The organism is Dietzia sp. IN118 (assembly GCF_032905965.1).
Classification (GTDB): domain Bacteria; phylum Actinomycetota; class Actinomycetes; order Mycobacteriales; family Mycobacteriaceae; genus Dietzia; species Dietzia kunjamensis.
Genome location: NZ_JAUMSR010000001.1, coordinates 309,303 through 327,004, shown reverse-complemented (window position 1 = coordinate 327,004; position 17,702 = coordinate 309,303). Strand labels below are relative to the sequence as shown.

Sequence of the window (17,702 nt, the reverse complement as noted above, 5' to 3'; positions counted from 1 at the left end):
CACATACGAATGTGAACACCGTCCCGTCCTGAGTACACTCTGAGAGTCCTCCGCGGCCCCTCCCCCTCGGCCGCCCTCCCTCCTCCTCAGGCAGATCCCGTGACCGACACATCCTCCCCCTCCCCTGCCCCGACGACCAGTGAGACCGGCCTATTCCGCCCTCCGAGGGGGTCGCGGGCCGCGGCCGCGCTAGCGACCCTCGTCGTCGTCACAGCCGCGTGCACGCCCGCGGACGACCAGGCGATCGCCACCGAAGCGCCCGGCACGGTCACGGTCACCATCACCGGCCCCTCGACCACAACCACGACTGCGACGACGACCGTGACGCGGGAGACGACCATCGCCGCCGCACCTGACGGCTCCCGCGAGCCGGCGGCCGGACCGACAGCTCCAGCAGGCCGGACGATCCCGGATGCCGTGGCGTCAGCGCCCCGAGTCGCAACAGACGTCAGCGCCGGCCAGCGCAACGCGGCCAAATCGGCCGAGCAGTACCTCGCCATCTCTGGATTCTCGCGCTCCGGGCTCATCGAACAACTCCAGTACGAGGGCTACTCCGCCGCCGACGCGACAGGCGCCGTGGACTCCCTGACCGTGAACTGGAACGAGCAGGCCTCGCGATCGGCCCGCCAGTATCTGGACATCTCCGGGTTCTCCCGTTCCGGACTCATCGAACAACTCCAGTACGACGGCTACTCGGCGGACCAGGCCGCCCACGGGGCGACCGCGGCCGGATTGTAGAACGGTGGACTACTACAGTCCCTTGGCTCGCGCGACCAGGATCGTCATCTACATCCTGGCGGTCGTCATTCCGGTGGCGATCGCCTTGGCAGTGGTCGGCACGACCCCGTACCTGTTGGCCAAGGTCCCGGAACAGCACCGCAGCACGGTCGCGGCGATCGGCGAGGGCGCGGTCCGGCTCTCCGGCGGCAACGGGGGAATCTTCGGGTCACCACGCACCCCAGCCACCGCAGCCCAGTACCCGCTACCGGCCGGGACAATGCCATATAAGGGCGAATGGTCACCGCGACGTGCCCAGGACTTCAGCGCGCCGGCCGGACTCCGGACCGGTCTTGACTACTCGGTGATGACCACCGACGGCGGACACATCACCCATTGGCCGTGCGGTCACGAGATACAGGTGTCGACTTTCGGAGCGCCGTCGGGGAACGTCGGGGACGTGGTCTGGGCCGTCGACACTCTCGCCTGGACGAGCGGACTGCCACTTCGGTACGCGGGCCCTGGTGCCGAACACGCTCGCGAGGCGGAAGGCACGATCTCCGTCACCTTCGGTCATCATCCGGATTTCGATCTCGACCCGACCATCGCGGGCGTCGGTGGGCCGACCGCACTGTGGGCGGATGGCCGAATCTCACGGGGCGCGGTGACGCTGCGGCCCGAGAAGATGAACCCCTATGGCGGCGATCCCGGAACTCGCACGGTAATCCTTCACGAACTGATGCATGCGGTCGGGGTGAACCACGCTGCCGATCACCGCGCTGAGGTAATGGCCCCGCAGACTGCCCCTATACCGCAGACGATCCTCGGCTACGGCGACCGGTTCGCGCTGCACATGGTCGGGTGCCATTGAGCCCGGGCATCGCCCGAATGAGGAATGCCGCCGACCCGGCGGGCCTACGCTCGCCTCATCTGACGACACCATCCCCGGAGGTTCCCATGTCCACTCGTACCCGCCCCGCGGCACTGGCCGCCGCCACTGCTTTCGCCCTCGCCGCGCTGACCGGCTGCGGTGCGATGGACCCGAACAAGGGAGGAGACACCACCTGTGGCGACTACATGGAGATGGCGCCCGAGGACCAGCGCGAGGTGATCACCACCTTCCTCGACGAGAAGGGGCAGTCCGATCCCGCCGGCATGGAGGTCACGCTCAACCAGGAGGCGGCCAAGCTGTACTGCAGCACCGTGGGTCAGACCAGCGATCCGATCCGCAACGCCGAGACTGGGTGACCCCTGAGCATCAGACCCCGTACCCCCACCCGACCGGAGTCGACACCCAGCCCGCTGCTCGACCGCTACGAATGAGTGGTGAGAATAGAGGCGGGCGAACCGGAGGTGCAGCGATGAGGAACGGCGTCGTCGTCGACATCGGCGGCAGTGGTACGCGGATCGGCGCCGTGGTCGACGGCCACGTGGTGGGCGTCCACGGGGCCGAGGTCGCCACGGCCGAGGACCTCGCCGCAGCGGTCCTCGCCGTCGACGACTCCCCCGCCGGTGTGGGCGTGTCCCTCCACGGCCACGTCGACGCGGACCGGGGACGAGTGGTGTCCTCGCGGGCCGCCGCCTGGGCGGAGGGCGACCTGCGTACCGAACTCGTGTCGCTGATCGACGCGCCCGTCTCCGTCATCGGCGACGGTGACGCCCACGCCCTCGCACTGACGCGACTGCCCGACGTGGAGTTCGGCGGGATCGCCATCTCGCTCGGCTCCTCCCTGGCGTTCGGTGCGCTCAATCACCACGGCGCGCTCATCCACCCGTGCGGCCACACCGGATGGGACCTCGGGCACTGGCGCATCGTCGGCGACGGCACCAACACCGAAGCCTGGTGGGGGCTCGGCGGTCACGGGCTGTACGACCTCGAGCGCGAGCACGGCGACGGCGCCGCCGAGATCTACGCCTACCGGCTCGGCTCGTTCCTCGTGGACGCCGTCCAGCTCTTCCGCCCTCAGACCGTCCTGCTCACGGGGGGCATCGTGGTCGGTCTGGGCAAGGCCCTGCACGGCCCGGTCGCCGAACAGCTCCAGTCCCTGCCGATCTCGGTGTCCACCCCTCGGGTGGTCTTCTCGCCGTCGCGGGACACCGCGCTGTTCGGGGCAGCCGTCGCCGCGGGGCTGGCCTTCCCCGAGCGACGCTGAGGCGACGCTCGTGGCGGGGCCCCGACACCCGGCCCGCCCGTTCTAGTCGAGCAGCCCCCGCAGGTCGTCGGCGGTGAGCGCGGCCGAGAAGTGCTCGCCGCTGTCCAGGACGGACGCGAACAGTTCGGCCTTGCGCCGCTGCAGCTCCACGACGCGCTCCTCGATCGTGTCCCGGGCGACCATCCGGTACACCAGCACGGGTCGAGTCTGGCCGATGCGGTGCGCGCGGTCGACGGCCTGGGCCTCGGTCGCCGGGTTCCACCACGGGTCCAGCAGGAATACGTAGTCGGCGCCCACGAGGTTCAGCCCGACGCCGCCGGCCTTGAGGCTGAGGCAGAACACCTGCGCGCCGCCCTCGGTGAACTCACCCACGGCCCCCGCCCGGTCGGTGGTCCGGCCGTCGAGGTGCGCCACCGTGATCCCCTCTGCGCGCAGGCGGTCCACGACCGTGTCGAGGTAGGTGGTGAACTGGCTGAACACCAGCGCGCGGTGCCCCTCGGCCACCACCTCCCGCAGCGCGGCGATGAGCTCGTCGGTCTTGGCCGAGGCGACCCCGGCGTGGGCCGGGTCGATCAGCGAGGCGTCCAGGCAGAGACGCCTGAGCACGGTCAGCCCGGCGAGGATGCTGATGCGGTTGGCCTCGAAGTCGTCGAGCAGCGCCAGCAGGGACGCGCGTTGCCGCGCCAGTTCCCGCTCATAGAGCCGGCGGTGCGTGGCCGAGAGTTCGATCTCCATCACCGCGTCCGTGCGCGGGGGCAGCTCGCCGGCCACGAGCTCCTTGCGCCGCCGGAGCAGGAAGGGCCGCAGACGCCGCCGCAGCCGTTCCAGCGCGGCCGTGTCACCGTTCTTCTCGATGGGCGTGCGGTACTGGGCACGGAAGTCCTTGGCGTCGGGCAGGACACCGCGGCACGACAGCGCCGCGACCGCCCACAGCTCGGTGAGGTTGTTCTCCATCGGTGTGCCGGTGACCGCCAGTAGGAAGTCGGCCCGCAGCCCGGCCAGCGCGGCGAAGAGCTTGGAGGTGGGGTTCTTGGCCTGCTGGGCCTCGTCGAGGATCACGCCGGCCCACTCGATGCCGGCGTAGGACTCGGCGTCCAGCCGCAGGACCGTCGCCGAGGTCACCACGATGTCGTGCGCACCGGCGTCCTCGGCGACCGTGGTGCCGGACTTGGCCTCGGTCGCCGACCGCCGCGCCACGCGCAGCGAGGGCACGAACCGGCGGGCCTCGGCCTCCCAGTTGGGGACGACCGACGACGGTGCCACCACCAGGAACGGGCCGGGCGCCCCGGGGCCCGCCGCGTCGCCCCCCGGCCCGACCTCCCCGGTGTCGGCCGTCTCGTGGGCGTGGGCGATCAGGGCGAGCGCCTGCACGGTCTTGCCGAGGCCCATGTCGTCGGCGAGGATGCCGCCGATCCGGTGGCGCCAGAGCATGGCGAGCCAGTCCAACCCGTGCTGCTGATAGGGCCGCAGGTCGGCGTCGAGCATGGCGGGGACGGGCACGGGTGCGGGCGTGTCGGAGGCCAGCTCGAGCAGCGCTCTGGCGCGGCCGGAGGGCGGGGCCAGGTCGTCGGCCAACTCGGCGAGGTCGGCGAGGAGACCCGCCTGCCCGAGGCCGATCCGCACGCCCGTGGAGTCCGGCTCCCTGCCCACGCGGTCGGCGGAGGCCGCCATCGCCTCGTCGAGCAGTACGCGCAGCTCCCCGAATCGCTCGAGGTCCACCGGGACCAACAGGCCGTCGGCGGTGATGAACTCCTCCTGGCCGGTGACCACCGCCCGGAACACCTCCGCGAACGGGACGGGGCGGCCCTCCACGGTCACCGAGACCGTCAGGCCCAGCCAGTCGATGCCGGACCTGTCGTCCTCGGTGGCGACGTGGATCCGCGGCCCCTCGCTCGCACGGCGGATCTGCGGCACGCCGTCGAGGACCGTCACGCGGATGCCGTCGAGGGCGCCGAGTTGCTCGATCCCGTCGGTGAGCACCAGGCCGGCGTCACGGCCGGAGATCCGGACCGGGCCGTCCGCGATCGTCCAGGCCCAGCCCGCTTCCGCGACGGCCGCCGCCAGCACAACCGCATCGAGGTCCGACGGGTCACCGCCGCGTGAGGCGACCACATCCGCCGTCAGCGGGCGGCGGCGCTCGGCCTCGGTGCCGTCGGACATGCGCATCACGTCGACGCGCCGCCACTGCAGGACCAACTCCAGGCCCTGCCCGGCAGCAGACCCGGCAGCGGGCCCCACAGCAGACCCGGCACCCGAGCCGCCGCGTGCGCCGGTTCCCGCCCCCATCCCCGCGAGGGGGCGGATCGTCAGTTCGAGCTCGACGCGGTCCCACTCGGGCAGTTCGAGCCGCCCGACGCGGTCGACCACCGGGAACCGGTCGGCGAGGTCGGGCAGGAAGTCGGCGCAGAACTCCGCGACGGCCTCGTCCGGGACGCTGAGCGCCCGCCAGTCGCGCAGTCGCCGGGCCACGCCGGGGTCGAGCCGCCCGACCGGGGAGAGCTCCAGCACCCGGCCCCGGACCAGCGCGACCATGTCCCCGTGCTCCCCCACGAGGGCGCCGGGCAGGGGGCGGTCGACCTCCTCGTCGTCGTCGGATAGAGGCCGGGTACCGTCCGGTCCCGGTTCCACCTCGGCCGCGGCGACCAGCACCAGCTCCGAACCGTCGGGGCTCCACGCGGTCAATCCCACACGGCGGGGTGGCCCGGGCACGACCTCGCGCAGGCCGTCGCCGGGGACGATCTCGATCTCCGCCTCGGCCGCGGTCGCGATGAGCGGCCACAGCGCGGGGACCTCGGCGTCGCACAGGTCCAGCCACACGCGTGCCTGCCGGTGGCTGCGGGCGAGGGCGTCCACGGCGCGGAACCACCCGGCCTGGGCCATCGACAGCGCGCCGTCCCAGCCGTAGCGGAGGCGGTCCCATTCCACCCCGGCCGACTTCCACCGTCCGCCGCTGCCGGGGACGACGATCCGGGCCTTGAGGCGGTTGCCCAATCCGGGACGCAGGCCGCCCGAGCCGTCGTCCGCCGCCAGTTCGTCCGGGACCACCGAGAGCTGCAGTCCCACCACCGGGGCCTCGGGTTGCCACCGCGGGGTGTCGAGCGCGCGCAGGGAGTCCTCGGCCTGCCGCCGCCAGGCGGGGATCGACTCGTCCTGGCTCGCCTGCGCGCTGACGAACAGCATGAGGGCGGCGGCGTGCTTGCAGTTCAGCCCGACGGGGCACGAGCACATGCTGCGCAGCGGGCGGGTCGACCCGTCCGCGGCCGGCGCCGTGAGGTGGACGGCGGTGGAGTACCAGCGCCCGCTCCCCGCGGCGCCGCTGCCCTTGACGTTCGCGGTGAGTCGGTGGGTGGCGGCGTCGTACGCCACGTCGCGGATCCGCGTCGCGTTGGCGTAGCCGCGGGCGCGCCCCAGCGCCGCCGAGCCCACGAAGGACTCGACGTCGGACTCGGGGACGCGGACGGTCGATGTCAGCACGCCGCCAGGCTAGAGGACGACGACGACGAGGTGCCCGGACACCGGAGTCGGTGAGCCCACCGCTGTGGAGTCGGACCGGGCTGTGGAGAACCGGATGCCGGTGGACCGGATCTTCCGGGCCCTGGCCGACGCGACCAGGCGGGACATCCTCCGGCGCACCCTGGCCGGGGAATCCACCGTCTCCGAACTCGCGGACCGCTACGACATGTCGTTCGCGGCCGTCCGCAAGCACGTCAACGTACTGGAGGAGGCAGGACTGATCACCGACCACCGGATCGGCCGCGAGCGCAGGATCCGGGGAGACCTCCGGGCGATCCGGGGAGCCCAGCGCCTCCTCGACGCCTTCGAGGACATCTGGCGGGCACGCGTCGGCAGACTCGACGCCCTCCTCGCCGAGGACTGACCCGTCACCGCAGGACACACACGAGGAAAGAGGCAGGCCATGCCTGTGACATCAGTGGACAGAGACCTCGACCGGCTGACCCTGACCATCACCGCGGAGTTCCCGGTGCCGGTCCGTCGACTGTGGGACGAGTACGTCGACCCGCGCCAGCTCGAGAAGTTCTGGGGACCGCCCACGTGGCCGGCCACCTTCACCCGGCACGACGTGTTCCCCGGCGGCCGCTCGGACTACTACATGACCGGGCCGGACGGCAGCCGCGCTTGCGGGTACTGGGAGTACCTGTCGGTGGACGAGTGCCGGTCGTTCGAGGTGCTCGACGGCTTCAGCCACGACGACGGCCGGCCCAACACCGACCTGCCCACCCGCGAGGCGATGGGCCAGATCGAGGCCGTGGTCACCGACGACGCCACCTTCGCCGCCGACACCGGCACGCAGTCGCAGCTCCTCGACGAGCGGACCGTGCGCGTCACCCGGATCCTGCACGGCACGCCCCGGCAGGTCTGGGACGCCCACCACGAGCCGGAGCTGCTGAACAGGTGGTTCCACGGACCCGACGGCTGGGCGCTGGTCGGCTGCCGGGTCGCCTCGGCGCCCGGCGAGACCACCCGCTTCGAGTGGGCCCCCGACGACGGGGTCGAGGGCGAGGCGTTCGCCCTCACCGGGCAGCTCCTGGAGACCGACCCACCCCACCGGGAGGTCTTCACCGAGACGATGGAGGGAGTCGACGCACCGCCGACGCGCAACGAGCAGACCCTCACGGCCGTCGAGGGCGGGACCCTGCTGACCCTCGTCATCACCTACGACAGCGCCGACCTGCGCGAGACGATCCTCGGCACCGGCATGGTCGACGGGATGGAGGCCGGCTACCGGAGGCTGGAGGCGGAGGTGCTGACCAGCCCCTGACCGCCGCCCGACCGGCTCCGGCCTACCCGCGGTCCTCGAGTGCGGAGGTCCGCGGGTCGGGGTCGGTGGTGGCGGTCTTGTCCGCGAACACCCGCTCGACGGCCAGCACGATCAGCACCACGACGATGCCGGCGGCCACGGCGGCCAGGACCGTCGGCCAGTTTGCGCCGGGGGCCAGGACCTCGGCCTCCTCGGTCTGCCACGGCCACAGCGCGCGCAGCGACCCCAGCATGAGTCCGGCCATGGCCACCAGTGTGGGCTTGCGGAAGTCCTCGAGCAGGCGGTCGAGGACCTTGACGAACAGGGAGATGCCGCCCAGCGCGCCCAGCGCGAAGACGCCCAGGTACGCGAAGTTCCGGTCGTCCACGGCCCCGAGGGTCGGCGCGTAGAGCCCCATCGCCAACAGCAGGTACGACCCCGAGACGCCGGGCAGGACCAGGGCGCAGATCGCCACCGCCGCCGCGACGAACACCAGCAGGTAGGAGGGGTCACTGATCGAGCCGCTCGGCAGCCCGGACAGGACGAACGCGAACGCGGCACTGAGGACGAAGATCAGGCCCAGCACCCAGTTGCGCCCACCCGGGGTGGCGCGCGCCATCCCCAGCGGCACGGCGATGCTGGCGGCGACCATGCCGAGGAACAGCCCGCGGGCGATCTCGGGACTGCCCTCGACGAAGCCCTTGAGCACACCGGCCATGGTGAAGACCATGACGAGCATGCCCAGCGCCAGCGGCAGCAGCAGCCACCAGTCGACGTGCCGGAACGCCGCGCGGGTGCGGGCCCGACGCTCCGGCCCGAGGGCGGCAGAGCGCAGGCCGTCCACGACGTGCGCCCCGGAGTCCAACAGGCGCGGATAGACGCCGGTCACCAGCGCCACCGTTCCGCCGGAGACGCCGGGCACGAGCTCGGCCATCCCGATGAGCGCGCCGCGGACGACGTTGCCGGCCATCCCCAGCGGTCCGGGCCGGACCGGCACCGGCGTGCCGGGGTCGAGATCGGCGTCGTCGACCGGGTCGTGGACGGACCGGACCGGATCGTGGACGGACCCGGCCGGGCCGTGGGGGTCGCGGGAGGGCCTCGACGAATCGGCAGTCATCGTTACAGCTTCCCCGAACCACGCCCCTCGATCCAAGCGACGCACCCGGGGCGCGGGGGGATGACTAGGCTCGACAGTCCAGCGGCACGTCATCCGGCGACGTGCCCCCGGGCCGGCGTGGGAGGTCGGGACATGCCGATGCACTACCCCCCGCTGCCCGACGGCACCTACCGGTACGGCGACCCGCCGCAGCCGTTGCCCTCCCCCGTCCCCGGGCCGGATCCGAGCTCTCCTGCCCCTGATCCGGGCTCCGCGTACCCGCCCCCGGCCCCCGATGGCCGCCCCGGCGACGGCCCACCGCCCGCCTGGGCCCCCGCGGAGGGCCGCCCTCCCGGCACCGCGGCGGCCGCGGCGATCATCGGGGTGGCGGCCCTCGTCGTCGTCGTGGTCCTGGGCGTGGTCTTCCTCGGCCCCGGATCCGACCCCGGCCGCGGTACCGACCCGTCGCGCGGCCCCTTCCCGCAGGTCCTCCCCCCGGCCGAGCGGGCACCGGGGTCCGGATCGTTCACGGTCGACGGCACGTTCACCGTCGTCTCGACCCCCGCGGAACCGGTCTCCGGCGACCGCACCGGCTGCGACCTGCCCATCACCCTGTCCGACATCGGCGAGGGCACCACCATCACGCTCATCGACAGCGGCGCCGCGCAGATCGGCACCGCCATGCTCGTCTACTCCGGCGGCGACCTGTCCTCGTGCACCTTCACCTTCGAGTTCCCCGACGTCCCCGCCGGCGGCTCGTTCTACATGGTCGAGCTGCCCGGCCGCGGCCAGCTGACCTACACCGAGGGCGAACTGCGCGCGGGCGTCGACATCACCCTCGGTCGGTGAGCAGCCCCGGTCGGTGAGCAGCGTCGGGCGGGGAGGGCGCCAAGCGCGAAGGCGGGCCGGGGTCGAAGGCGGGCCGGGGTCGCGCGCACTCCCGGCGGGGGTGCCGGGCGCGCGGATAGGGTGGGGACAGCGACGACGACGAGACGGGGAGGCGTGCAACGGTGAGCAACGGCCCCGGACCGGACCACGGTGACGAGGCGTTCCGTGCCTCCGAGGTGGAGCGCCTCGTGGGGGACATCGACCTCGGCCCGTTCCTCGGTACGCCCGTCGACCCGTTGGCTGAGCCGCTCGAGCAGCCTGTGCCCGTCGAGGCGCAGACCCCGCCGCTGCTGGTCCTGAGGGACCTCCTGGTCGACGAGCGGTTCCCGGAGCTGTTCGCCCGGGCGCTGCGCGCGGCCGACCCCGACTTCCGTGAACTGTTCCCCCGCGACGCCACGCCGGTACTCCGGGACTTCGCGCGGGCGATGCGGTGGGCGTTCGAGACCACCGAGTACGCGCGCGGCGACCGCGCCAAGGTCGATGAGGTCGTCGAGTTCGCCCGCCACCTGGGCGCCGATCACCGCAAACTCGAACTGACGCCCGGGCACCACCGGCGCTTCGGGGAGGCGCTGGCCCACACCCTGCGCCACCTCGCCGGACGCGCCTGGAACGACCGGCTGGAGACCACCCTGGGCACCGCCTACCGGGTGCTCTCGACCGCCCTGCAACAGGGCGCCGCCGCCGACGAGGGCCCCGCGCGCGTCGGAGCGACCGTGGTGGAGATCCTGCGACCCACCCGGGACGTGGTGGTGGTGCGGCTCATCAGCGACGTGATGGTCGACTACCACCCGGGGCAGTACCTCAGCGTGCTCACGCCCTACGCGCCCGGCGTGTGGCGGCGGCTCAGCCCGTCGATCCCGTCGAACCCGGCCGGGCAGATCGAGTTCCACGTCCGCGACGTGCCCGGCGGCGCGCTCAGCGGCTCACTGGTCCGCAGCGTCGGCGTCGGTGACCGTTGGGTGCTCGCCCGTCCCCTGGGGATGCTCGAGGTCGACCGGTCCGAGCCGACCCGGGACGTGCTCATGATCGCCGGCGGCACCGGGATCGCGCCCCTGCGGTGCCTGCTGCTGGACATGATGCGCCACGCCGACAACCCGCGGGTCCACCTGTTCTACGGGGCCCGCTTCCCCGGCGACCTCTACGACCTGCCGACATTGGTCGACCTCGCCGCCACCGCCCCGTGGTTGACGATCCAGCCCGTCGCCGAGGAGGACGAGGACCCCTGGTGGGCCGGCCCCCGGCAGGACCTTCCCCGCACCCTGCACCGTCGGCAGACCGGCACCCTGGTCCGGGCGGTCACGCAGTGGGGATCGTGGGCCGACCGGCAGGTCATCGTCTCGGGCTCACCCGAGATGCTGCGCGCGACGGTCCGCGGTCTCGTCGCGGCCGGCACCCCGCGGGAGAACATCAGCTTCGACCGCCCCTGACAATCCCGCCGCGCGGCGCGGCCACCCACGTCGCCATCGTCGCCAGCGTCGCCATCCAGAAGACAGTTCCGCACACGACGGCCCAGAGCGGCTGTGCGGAACTGTCTTCTCGATGCGGGAACGCGCCGCGGCGGCCGGATCAGCGCGCCGCCGCGACGGTGTCGGCGTCCTCGCCGGCGCCGGGCGCGCCCTCGTCGGAGTCGTCGGTCGTGTCACCGCCGTCGCCGGCTGCGGTACCGCCGCCCGCATCGTCGTCCCCGCCGTCCCCGTCCCCGTCGTCCCCGCCGTCCCCGTCGCCGTCGCCGCCGTCGCCGGCCTGGGGCTCACCCGCCGGCGGGTCGGGGGTCTCGGTGCTGGTCTGCGGAGTGGAGGTGGTCGCGCCCGTCGTCGTGGTGGTGGGACTGGTCTGCGAGGTGGTGGTGCTGGTGGGCGCCTCGCACGGCTGGAACACGCGGCGGAACCGGTCGGGGACGCCCAGCTGCTCGAGTTGCTCGCGGCACACGTCCGAGTCGGGCTCGGCCAGGAACTCCCAGTCGTCGTCGCGCCACGAGAGCAGCTCGATCTCCCCGTCGTCGCGGGTGACCAGAAGGAACTGCTCGTCGCATTCCCGCACGGTCGTGCCGCTGCCCAGCTCATCGGCCACGAAACCCGGGCTACAGCGTTCGGCCGGACTCGGCGGGCCGGTCGTCGTGGGCTGCGTCGTCGGCGGCGTGGTCCGGGTGGTCTGCGAGGTGGTGGTCTGCGTCGTCGTGGTGGGGGTGGCGACCGGGTCCTCGTCGCCGCCGGTCGCGGAGACCAGCCACACCACCAGCGCCGCCACCAATGCGACCGCAAGCAGGATGGCGGCGATCATCCACGGCGTGGACCCGCCGTCACCGCCACCGTCGTCCCAGGCGTCGCCGTCGTCCGGGGTCGGGACGTCCCCAGGAGGCGGCACGTCCCCGGCGGCGTGGCCGGGGTCGGGGACGCCCGCGGCGGTCGGATAGCCGGACGTGCCGGGACCAACCCCGGACGCCCCGGCACCTTCTGCCGCGCCGAACGCCCCGGCCCCGGCGGCCGCGCCGGCAGCCAGGCCCGCGGCCGCGGCTCCACCGTCCGCCGGGTACTGCGACCACGCCGTGCTGCCCTCCCCCGAGCCGACCGGCGGGAGGTGCTCGGTCGGAGGGTCGGTGGGCGAGAGTTGCTGCGTCGGCGGGTCGGCACCCGGCTCGACCGCCGGATTCGGCTCGGTGACGGCGTCGTCGCCCGGGTGATCCGGATCAGCGGGTCGGCCGCCCCGGTCCGGGCCGTCCGGCCCGGTCACCGCGGGACCTGCCCGCCGGAGGGCTCCGTGACCCGTCCGTTGGCGAGCACCGGGATCACCTTCCGGATACCGGTGACCTCGTCGTCGTCGAGATCCACCACCAGTAGCTCCGATCCGGCGCCGGCCTCGGCGCGCACGGTCCCGTCCGGGCCGACGAGCAGCGAGTGACCGACGCCGGTGGGGGCGCCGGGCTTGACCTCCACGCCCTCCACCTCGGGATCGGCCTGCCCGACGGCGAACAGGAACGCGGTCGAGTCGAGCGCGCGGGCGCGGGCGAGCAGTCGCCACTGGTCGACCTTCCCCTCGCCCGCACCCCACGAGGCGCTGCACAGGGTGATCCGGGCGCCGGCGGTGGCGAGCGCCGTGTACTGGCCCGGGAAGCGGATGTCGTAGCAGACGCTCAGACCCACGCCCACGCCGTCGACCGTCACCACGTGCGTGGCGTCGCCCGGCTCGACGGTGTCGGACTCCGCGAACCCGAACGCGTCGAACAGATGGATCTTGTCGTAGCCCAGGTGGAGGTCGCGGTCCGGCCCGCCGTCGGCGTCGCCGGCCGGGCCGGTGACCAGGAGGGTGTTGCGGACGCGGCCGCCCTGCCCGGGCGTGAACATGCCGACGACGACGACGACACCGTGCTCCCGAGCCGATTCGGCCACCGCGGTCGCCCACGGGCCGTCGAGGGGTTCGGCGATCTCGTCCAGCCGGCCCGCACCGAACGCCCGCATGGTGGCCTCGGGGAACACCACGACCCGGGCCCCCTGCGCTGCGGCCTCGGCGACCGACTCGCGGACCAGCCGAAGGTTGTCCTGCGGGTCGCGTCCGGTCAGGATCTGGGCGGCGGCGATACGCACGGGTGGTCCTCCTCGTCGGCGGCGGGCTGTCGTCTCAGCCGGCTGGGGCGTCTCCCCGACGCTACCCGCGTGCGAGGTCGGCGTCCCCGCCCCGGGCGGCGACCCGCCGCGCGATCCCGACACCGCGCTCCCACAGCCACCACACGCACACCCCCACCGCGAGCGAGGCGCCCCACGAGAGCCACGGGTGGCCCGCGTCCCGGATCGGCGGGTACACGAGGAAGTGGGTGAGATAGATGAACAGCGAAGCCGCTGCTAGGGGGGTCACCACCCGGACCACCGGGCGGGGCAGCCGGACGGCGGGGATCCAGATCAGGGCGAGGATCCCTCCCACGATCACCACCTCCCGCCCGGGATCGCCGAACCAGCCCGGCACGCACACGAGCGCGACCGCGGAGCAGGCGAGCCGCGCCCACATCGCGGTGAGCGCTGCCCGGTGCCCTCCCGGTCCGCCCGGCCCGCCCGGTCCGGCCCCCCCGGGTTCGGCCCGCGCCACGGCCCAGCCGAGCGCGAACAGCCACAGCACCGCCGGCGCCGAGTACCACACGAGGGGCCCGCCGCCGAGGTCGATGACGGCGTAGCGCACGAGCAATCCGAGCCCGACCAGCGTGGCCGGCAGCGCGTACGGCCACCGCCGGTCGAGCCTGCTGACCGCGGGGACGGCCATGAGCGCGGCCACGCCGAGCAACAGGTAGACCGTCGCCTCGACAAACCACATCTGCCACGGATTCCACCAGCGGTCGTCGGACCAGGAGCGGGGACCCAGGAAGTGGGTGGCCAGCAGCGGCGAGTACCAGTGGTAGCGACTGGTCAGGGGGGTAACGAGCAGCAGCCACACCACGGCGGGGACCGCGATCCTCCCGACCGTCGTGAGCACGCCCCGGGCCCGCTCGCGGGCGCTGGCGGAGTGCAGCCGGAAGCGGGCCAGGGAGTAGCCGGTCAGAGCAACCAGGACGTGGGCGCCGCCGTAGACCGCGAACGCCCGGGTGTGCCCGCCCACGATCGTGAGGATGAACAGGGCGCGCAGCACCACCGAGGTGTCGACGCGGGCCCACGCCCGCCAGGGGGTCCAGCGGGAGGCCGCCGGGGGACGCGGTCCGGCAGCGCGGGTGTCGAGCTCCCCCAGTGGGCGCAGGTGCCAGTCGCGGGGTAGGCCGGGCACCCGCTCCTCGAGCCGGGTCGAGAGCACCACGTAGGTCAGGGAGTCCCCGCCGAGGTCGACGAACGTGGCGTCCGGCGGGCAGGAGTCCAGGCCGAGCGCATGGGCCACGAGCGTACTGGGCGCGTCGGCGTCCGCCCCGGCGCCCGTCCGCGCGCGGTCGGCGACGAGTGCACGGAGTGCGGCCTGGTCGACCTTGCCGGCGGGAGTGCGGGGAGGGTCGACGACGACGACCTGCTCGACCGCCGAGGTGGGCAGTCCCGAGGCCGTCGCGGCGGCGGTGGCGAGGGCCTGCGAGCGCTCGCGGGTGACCACGACCAACCGGTCGGGCTCCCCGACGCACCAGGCGTCGAACCCGCCGTCCGCCAGGGTCGATTCCACCCGACCCAGGTCGATCCGGTGCCCGAAGATCTTGGTCTCGCGCCCCATCCGCCCGACGATCTCCACGATGCCGTCGTCGGCGATGCGGGCGAGGTCCCCGGTCCGCAGCTCGTCGAGCTCGGACCCGCGGGCGAGGTCGGCCGAGGTGCGGGCGTACCCCATCATCACGTTGGGGCCGCGGTACACCAGCTCACCGGGGGCGTGCGGATCGGTTCCCCGCGGACGGTCGACGCGGAAGGAGCCGCCGGGGATCGCGATCCCGATGGCCCCCGCACGGGTCCGCGCGAGGCGAGGGGGGAGGTACGCCATACGCGCGGTCGCCTCGGTCTGGCCGTACATCACGACCAGTTCTGCCCCGCGTGCTTCCAGGTGCGCGGCCAGGCGACGCACCGCCTCCGGCGCGAGGCGCCCGCCCGCCTGGGTGAGGTAGCGCAGGCGGGTGAGGCGGTCCAGCCGGTCGAGACCGACGCGCTCGAGGAGTTCGACCGTGTGCGGGACGGCGGCGAACGTCGTCACCTGCCCGGCCTCCGCCCGGTCCCAGAACGCCGGTGCGGAGACGGAGTCGGAGTTGAGCACCACGGACGCGCCGGCCAGCAGGTGACTGTGCAGGACGGACAGGCCGTAGCAGTAGTGCGGCGGCAGGGTGGTGATCGCCCGGTCCCCCGGCACGATGCCCAGGTAGTCCACGATCGACCGCGCGTTGGCCAGCACCGCCCGCCGGGACTGCCGGACGAGCTTGGGTGCGCCCGTGGACCCGGAGGTGCTCAGGAGCAGTGCGAGGTCGGGATGCAGGTCGTGCCGCGGCGGCGCCGTGAGCACCCCGGCCGGGAGGGGTCGGCCGTCCCCCGCGACAACGTCGGGGTGCCATGCCGCGAGGAGGTTGTCGGTGGCCGCGCCGTCCGGCGGCAGGAGGACCACGACGTGGCCGGCGGAGTGGGCGGCGAGATAGTCCACGAGGAACTCGATGGTGTTCGTCGCCACCAGGCCGATCAGGCGACGACCGGTCGTCACGGGCGGGTACTCGGCAGCGCGCTCGGCGCTCATCCGGGAGAGCGCGGAGTAGGTGTACTCCGCCTCGTCGGTCACCACGGCGACCGCGGTGCCGCGCCCGGCGGACTCGTCGAACAGGCCGGGCGGAGCCTGCCCCTGATGCGTACGTGCGACGGTCACGCGCCGAACTATATTAGGTGAGGCTTCGCTATGAAAGTCGGGCGGATCCGGTCATCAGCCGTCGCGGCGGCCCGTCTCCCGGTGGTGACGGGGCCGCCACACGACCACCGACGTCGAGCGGGGCACGTGGACGAGTTCACCGCCCGCCCGGGCGGAGGACCCGGAACGGCGACGGAGTTCGGCGACCTCCTCGATCAGTTCTGACACGCGGCTGCGCAAGGCGTCGACCTGATTGGTCAGCTCGATGATCCGCTTGATGCCGGCGAGGTTGACGCCCTCCTCCTGGCTGAGGCGCTGGACCTCGCGGAGCAGTGCCACGTCCCGCAGCGAGTAGCGTCGCCCACCGCCGCTGGTGCGCTCGGGGGTGACGATCCCGAGACGGTCGTAGGTTCGCAGGGTCTGGGCGTGCAGCCCGGACAATTCGGCGGCCACTGAGATCACCAGGACGCTGTCGTCGGGCCCCAGCTCCCCGACGTCCCGCCGGGGGCTCATGCCGACCCGGCCCAGCCCGACCGCGGATCGAAGCCGGCGGCGCGCAACGCGTCGTCATAGGCGGCGAGCTCGGCTTCGGCCATCCCGGCGGGGGGCGTGGCCACCCGGAGGGTGACCTTGAGGTCACCGGTTCCGGACTTGCGTGCGATACCCCGGCCGCGCACCCGCAGGATCTGTCCGTCGCGGGAGCCGGCGGGGATCTTGACGGTCACCCGCCCGGTGAGCGTGGGTACCGACACCTGGGCGCCGCGGACCAACTCCGGGTAGGACACCGGCAGGTCGACGAGCAGGTCGGCCCCGTCGCGGTCGAACACCTGGTCCTTCTGGACGGTGACCGTCACGTACAGGTCGCCCGACGGTGCCCCGCGGAAGCCCGCCTCACCCTGCCCCGAGAGCCGGATGCGCTGGCCGTCGGAGACGCCGGCCGGGACCTTGACGTTGATGGTGCGGGTGCGGTCCGTGACGCCGCTGCCCGCGCACTCGGTGCACGGGTCGTCGATCTTGGACCCGGTGCCGCCGCAGTCGGTGCAGGGCTCGGCGAAGCCGAAGGCCCCCTGGGTGCGCTGGGTGACGCCCGCACCGTGGCAGGTGCCGCACACCTTGGGGCTGGTCCCCGGCTTCGCGCCACTGCCGTGGCAGATCAGACACGGCGAGGCGGAGGAGAGTTTGATCTGGACCGTCTCGCCGAGGGCGGCCTCACGGAAGGACAGGGTCAGGGCGGTCTCGACGTCCTGGCCGCCCCGCGGGCGCTGTGCCCGGCCGCGGCCGGCCCCGCCGCCACCCGGGCGGGCCTGGTTGAACAGGCCGCCGAAGAGGTCCGAGAATCCCCCGGTGCCGCCGGCGGGCCCGCCGCCACCGAAGAGGTCGTTGATGTCGAAGTCACCGCCGGAGGCGGTGTACCGGCCCCCGCCGCCCGGGGCGAAGCCGCTGAACCCGCCGGAGGTGACCTGGTCGCGGAAGGCGTCGTACTCCTTGCGCCGGGCGGGATCGCCGATGACGTCGTTGGCCTCGCTGATCCGCTTGAACTTGTCCTCCGCGGCCGCGTTGCCCGGGTTGGAGTCCGGGTGGTTCTCCCGCGCGAGCTTGCGGTAGGCCTTGCGGATCTCGTCCTGGGTGGCGGACTTGGAGACGCCCAGTTCGGCGTAGTAGTCCTTCTCGACCCATTCGCGCTGACTCACCAGACGCCTCCCTTCTTCTTGTTGCAGTTCTTCTTCTTATTGCAGTGTTCGGGTCTACGAATTCTCTCAGTTCCCCGGCACATCCGGGGTGGGTCGGCGTGCGGGTGCGTCCCGAGATCATCGGGACG

General features: G+C 73.1%; 15 protein-coding genes. 8 read left to right on the top strand and 7 right to left on the bottom strand.

Annotated features, from left to right (window positions below; all coding sequences use genetic code 11):
- Positions 1-99: 99 nt before the first annotated feature.
- The 4 genes from Q2K20_RS01585 to Q2K20_RS01570 all read left to right on the top strand — a co-directional run bounded on the left by Q2K20_RS01585 (position 100) and on the right by Q2K20_RS01570 (position 2,870).
- Complete coding sequence (locus Q2K20_RS01585; protein WP_227022143.1) at positions 100-738, top strand: Ltp family lipoprotein; 639 nt, start codon at positions 100-102, stop codon at positions 736-738.
- Positions 739-742: 4 nt separating this feature from the next.
- Positions 743-1,588, top strand: coding sequence for a hypothetical protein (locus Q2K20_RS01580; protein ID WP_227022142.1), 846 nt, complete (start codon positions 743-745; stop codon positions 1,586-1,588).
- Positions 1,589-1,674: 86 nt separating this feature from the next.
- The gene (locus Q2K20_RS01575) at positions 1,675-1,965 is read left to right on the top strand and encodes a hypothetical protein (RefSeq protein WP_096906710.1); all 291 of its coding nucleotides are present in this window, start codon (positions 1,675-1,677) and stop codon (positions 1,963-1,965) included.
- A 113-nt stretch (positions 1,966-2,078) separates the two neighbouring features.
- Positions 2,079-2,870 carry an ROK family protein gene (locus tag Q2K20_RS01570; protein ID WP_067719438.1) on the top strand — a complete coding sequence of 264 codons (792 nt, stop codon included), beginning with the start codon at positions 2,079-2,081 and terminating at the stop codon, positions 2,868-2,870.
- 42 nt (positions 2,871-2,912) lie between these two features.
- On the opposite strand, the gene Q2K20_RS01565 is transcribed toward Q2K20_RS01570, so the two are convergent.
- Positions 2,913-6,344: a DEAD/DEAH box helicase gene (locus Q2K20_RS01565; RefSeq protein ID WP_096906709.1), complete on the bottom strand. Its 3,432-nt coding sequence runs from the start codon at positions 6,342-6,344 to the stop codon at positions 2,913-2,915.
- Between the two features lie 94 nt (positions 6,345-6,438).
- On the opposite strand from Q2K20_RS01565, the gene Q2K20_RS01560 reads away from it, so the two are divergent.
- Together Q2K20_RS01560 and Q2K20_RS01555 are read left to right on the top strand one after the other, a co-directional pair.
- Entirely contained in the window at positions 6,439-6,747 is a 309-nt protein-coding gene (locus tag Q2K20_RS01560; protein WP_120286485.1) for an ArsR/SmtB family transcription factor, read from the top strand.
- Positions 6,748-6,786: 39 nt separating this feature from the next.
- Complete coding sequence (locus Q2K20_RS01555) at positions 6,787-7,650, top strand: SRPBCC family protein (protein ID WP_317176557.1); 864 nt, start codon at positions 6,787-6,789, stop codon at positions 7,648-7,650.
- 22 nt (positions 7,651-7,672) lie between these two features.
- Here the strand turns inward: Q2K20_RS01555 and Q2K20_RS01550 are convergent, their stop codons facing one another.
- Positions 7,673-8,746 carry a DUF368 domain-containing protein gene (locus tag Q2K20_RS01550; RefSeq protein ID WP_317176556.1) on the bottom strand — a complete coding sequence of 358 codons (1,074 nt, stop codon included), beginning with the start codon at positions 8,744-8,746 and terminating at the stop codon, positions 7,673-7,675.
- Between the two features lie 132 nt (positions 8,747-8,878).
- Here Q2K20_RS01550 and Q2K20_RS01545 point away from each other — a divergent pair, with 132 nt between their 5' ends.
- Together Q2K20_RS01545 and Q2K20_RS01540 are read left to right on the top strand one after the other, a co-directional pair.
- Entirely contained in the window at positions 8,879-9,574 is a 696-nt protein-coding gene (locus Q2K20_RS01545) for a hypothetical protein (RefSeq protein ID WP_096906707.1), read from the top strand.
- Between the two features lie 161 nt (positions 9,575-9,735).
- Positions 9,736-11,040: an FAD-binding oxidoreductase gene (locus Q2K20_RS01540; RefSeq protein ID WP_301162394.1), complete on the top strand. Its 1,305-nt coding sequence runs from the start codon at positions 9,736-9,738 to the stop codon at positions 11,038-11,040.
- Positions 11,041-11,179: 139 nt separating this feature from the next.
- Here the strand turns inward: Q2K20_RS01540 and Q2K20_RS01535 are convergent, their stop codons facing one another.
- The 5 genes from Q2K20_RS01535 to dnaJ form a co-directional block, all read right to left on the bottom strand.
- Positions 11,180-12,343 (bottom strand): hypothetical protein, encoded by a 1,164-nt coding sequence (locus Q2K20_RS01535; protein WP_317176555.1) that lies wholly within the window; start codon positions 12,341-12,343, stop codon positions 11,180-11,182.
- Positions 12,340-13,194 carry a carbon-nitrogen hydrolase family protein gene (locus Q2K20_RS01530; RefSeq protein WP_317176554.1) on the bottom strand — a complete coding sequence of 285 codons (855 nt, stop codon included), beginning with the start codon at positions 13,192-13,194 and terminating at the stop codon, positions 12,340-12,342. The genes Q2K20_RS01535 and Q2K20_RS01530 overlap by 4 nt, the downstream gene beginning before the upstream one ends.
- A 61-nt stretch (positions 13,195-13,255) precedes the next feature.
- Positions 13,256-15,904: an AMP-binding protein gene (locus tag Q2K20_RS01525; RefSeq protein ID WP_317176553.1), complete on the bottom strand. Its 2,649-nt coding sequence runs from the start codon at positions 15,902-15,904 to the stop codon at positions 13,256-13,258.
- Positions 15,905-15,958: 54 nt separating this feature from the next.
- Entirely contained in the window at positions 15,959-16,396 is a 438-nt protein-coding gene (locus Q2K20_RS01520; protein WP_096906703.1) for a heat shock protein transcriptional repressor HspR, read from the bottom strand.
- Entirely contained in the window at positions 16,393-17,574 is a 1,182-nt protein-coding gene (gene dnaJ, locus Q2K20_RS01515) for a molecular chaperone DnaJ (protein WP_096906702.1), read from the bottom strand. The genes Q2K20_RS01520 and dnaJ overlap by 4 nt, the downstream gene beginning before the upstream one ends.
- Between the last annotated feature and the right edge of the window lie 128 nt (positions 17,575-17,702).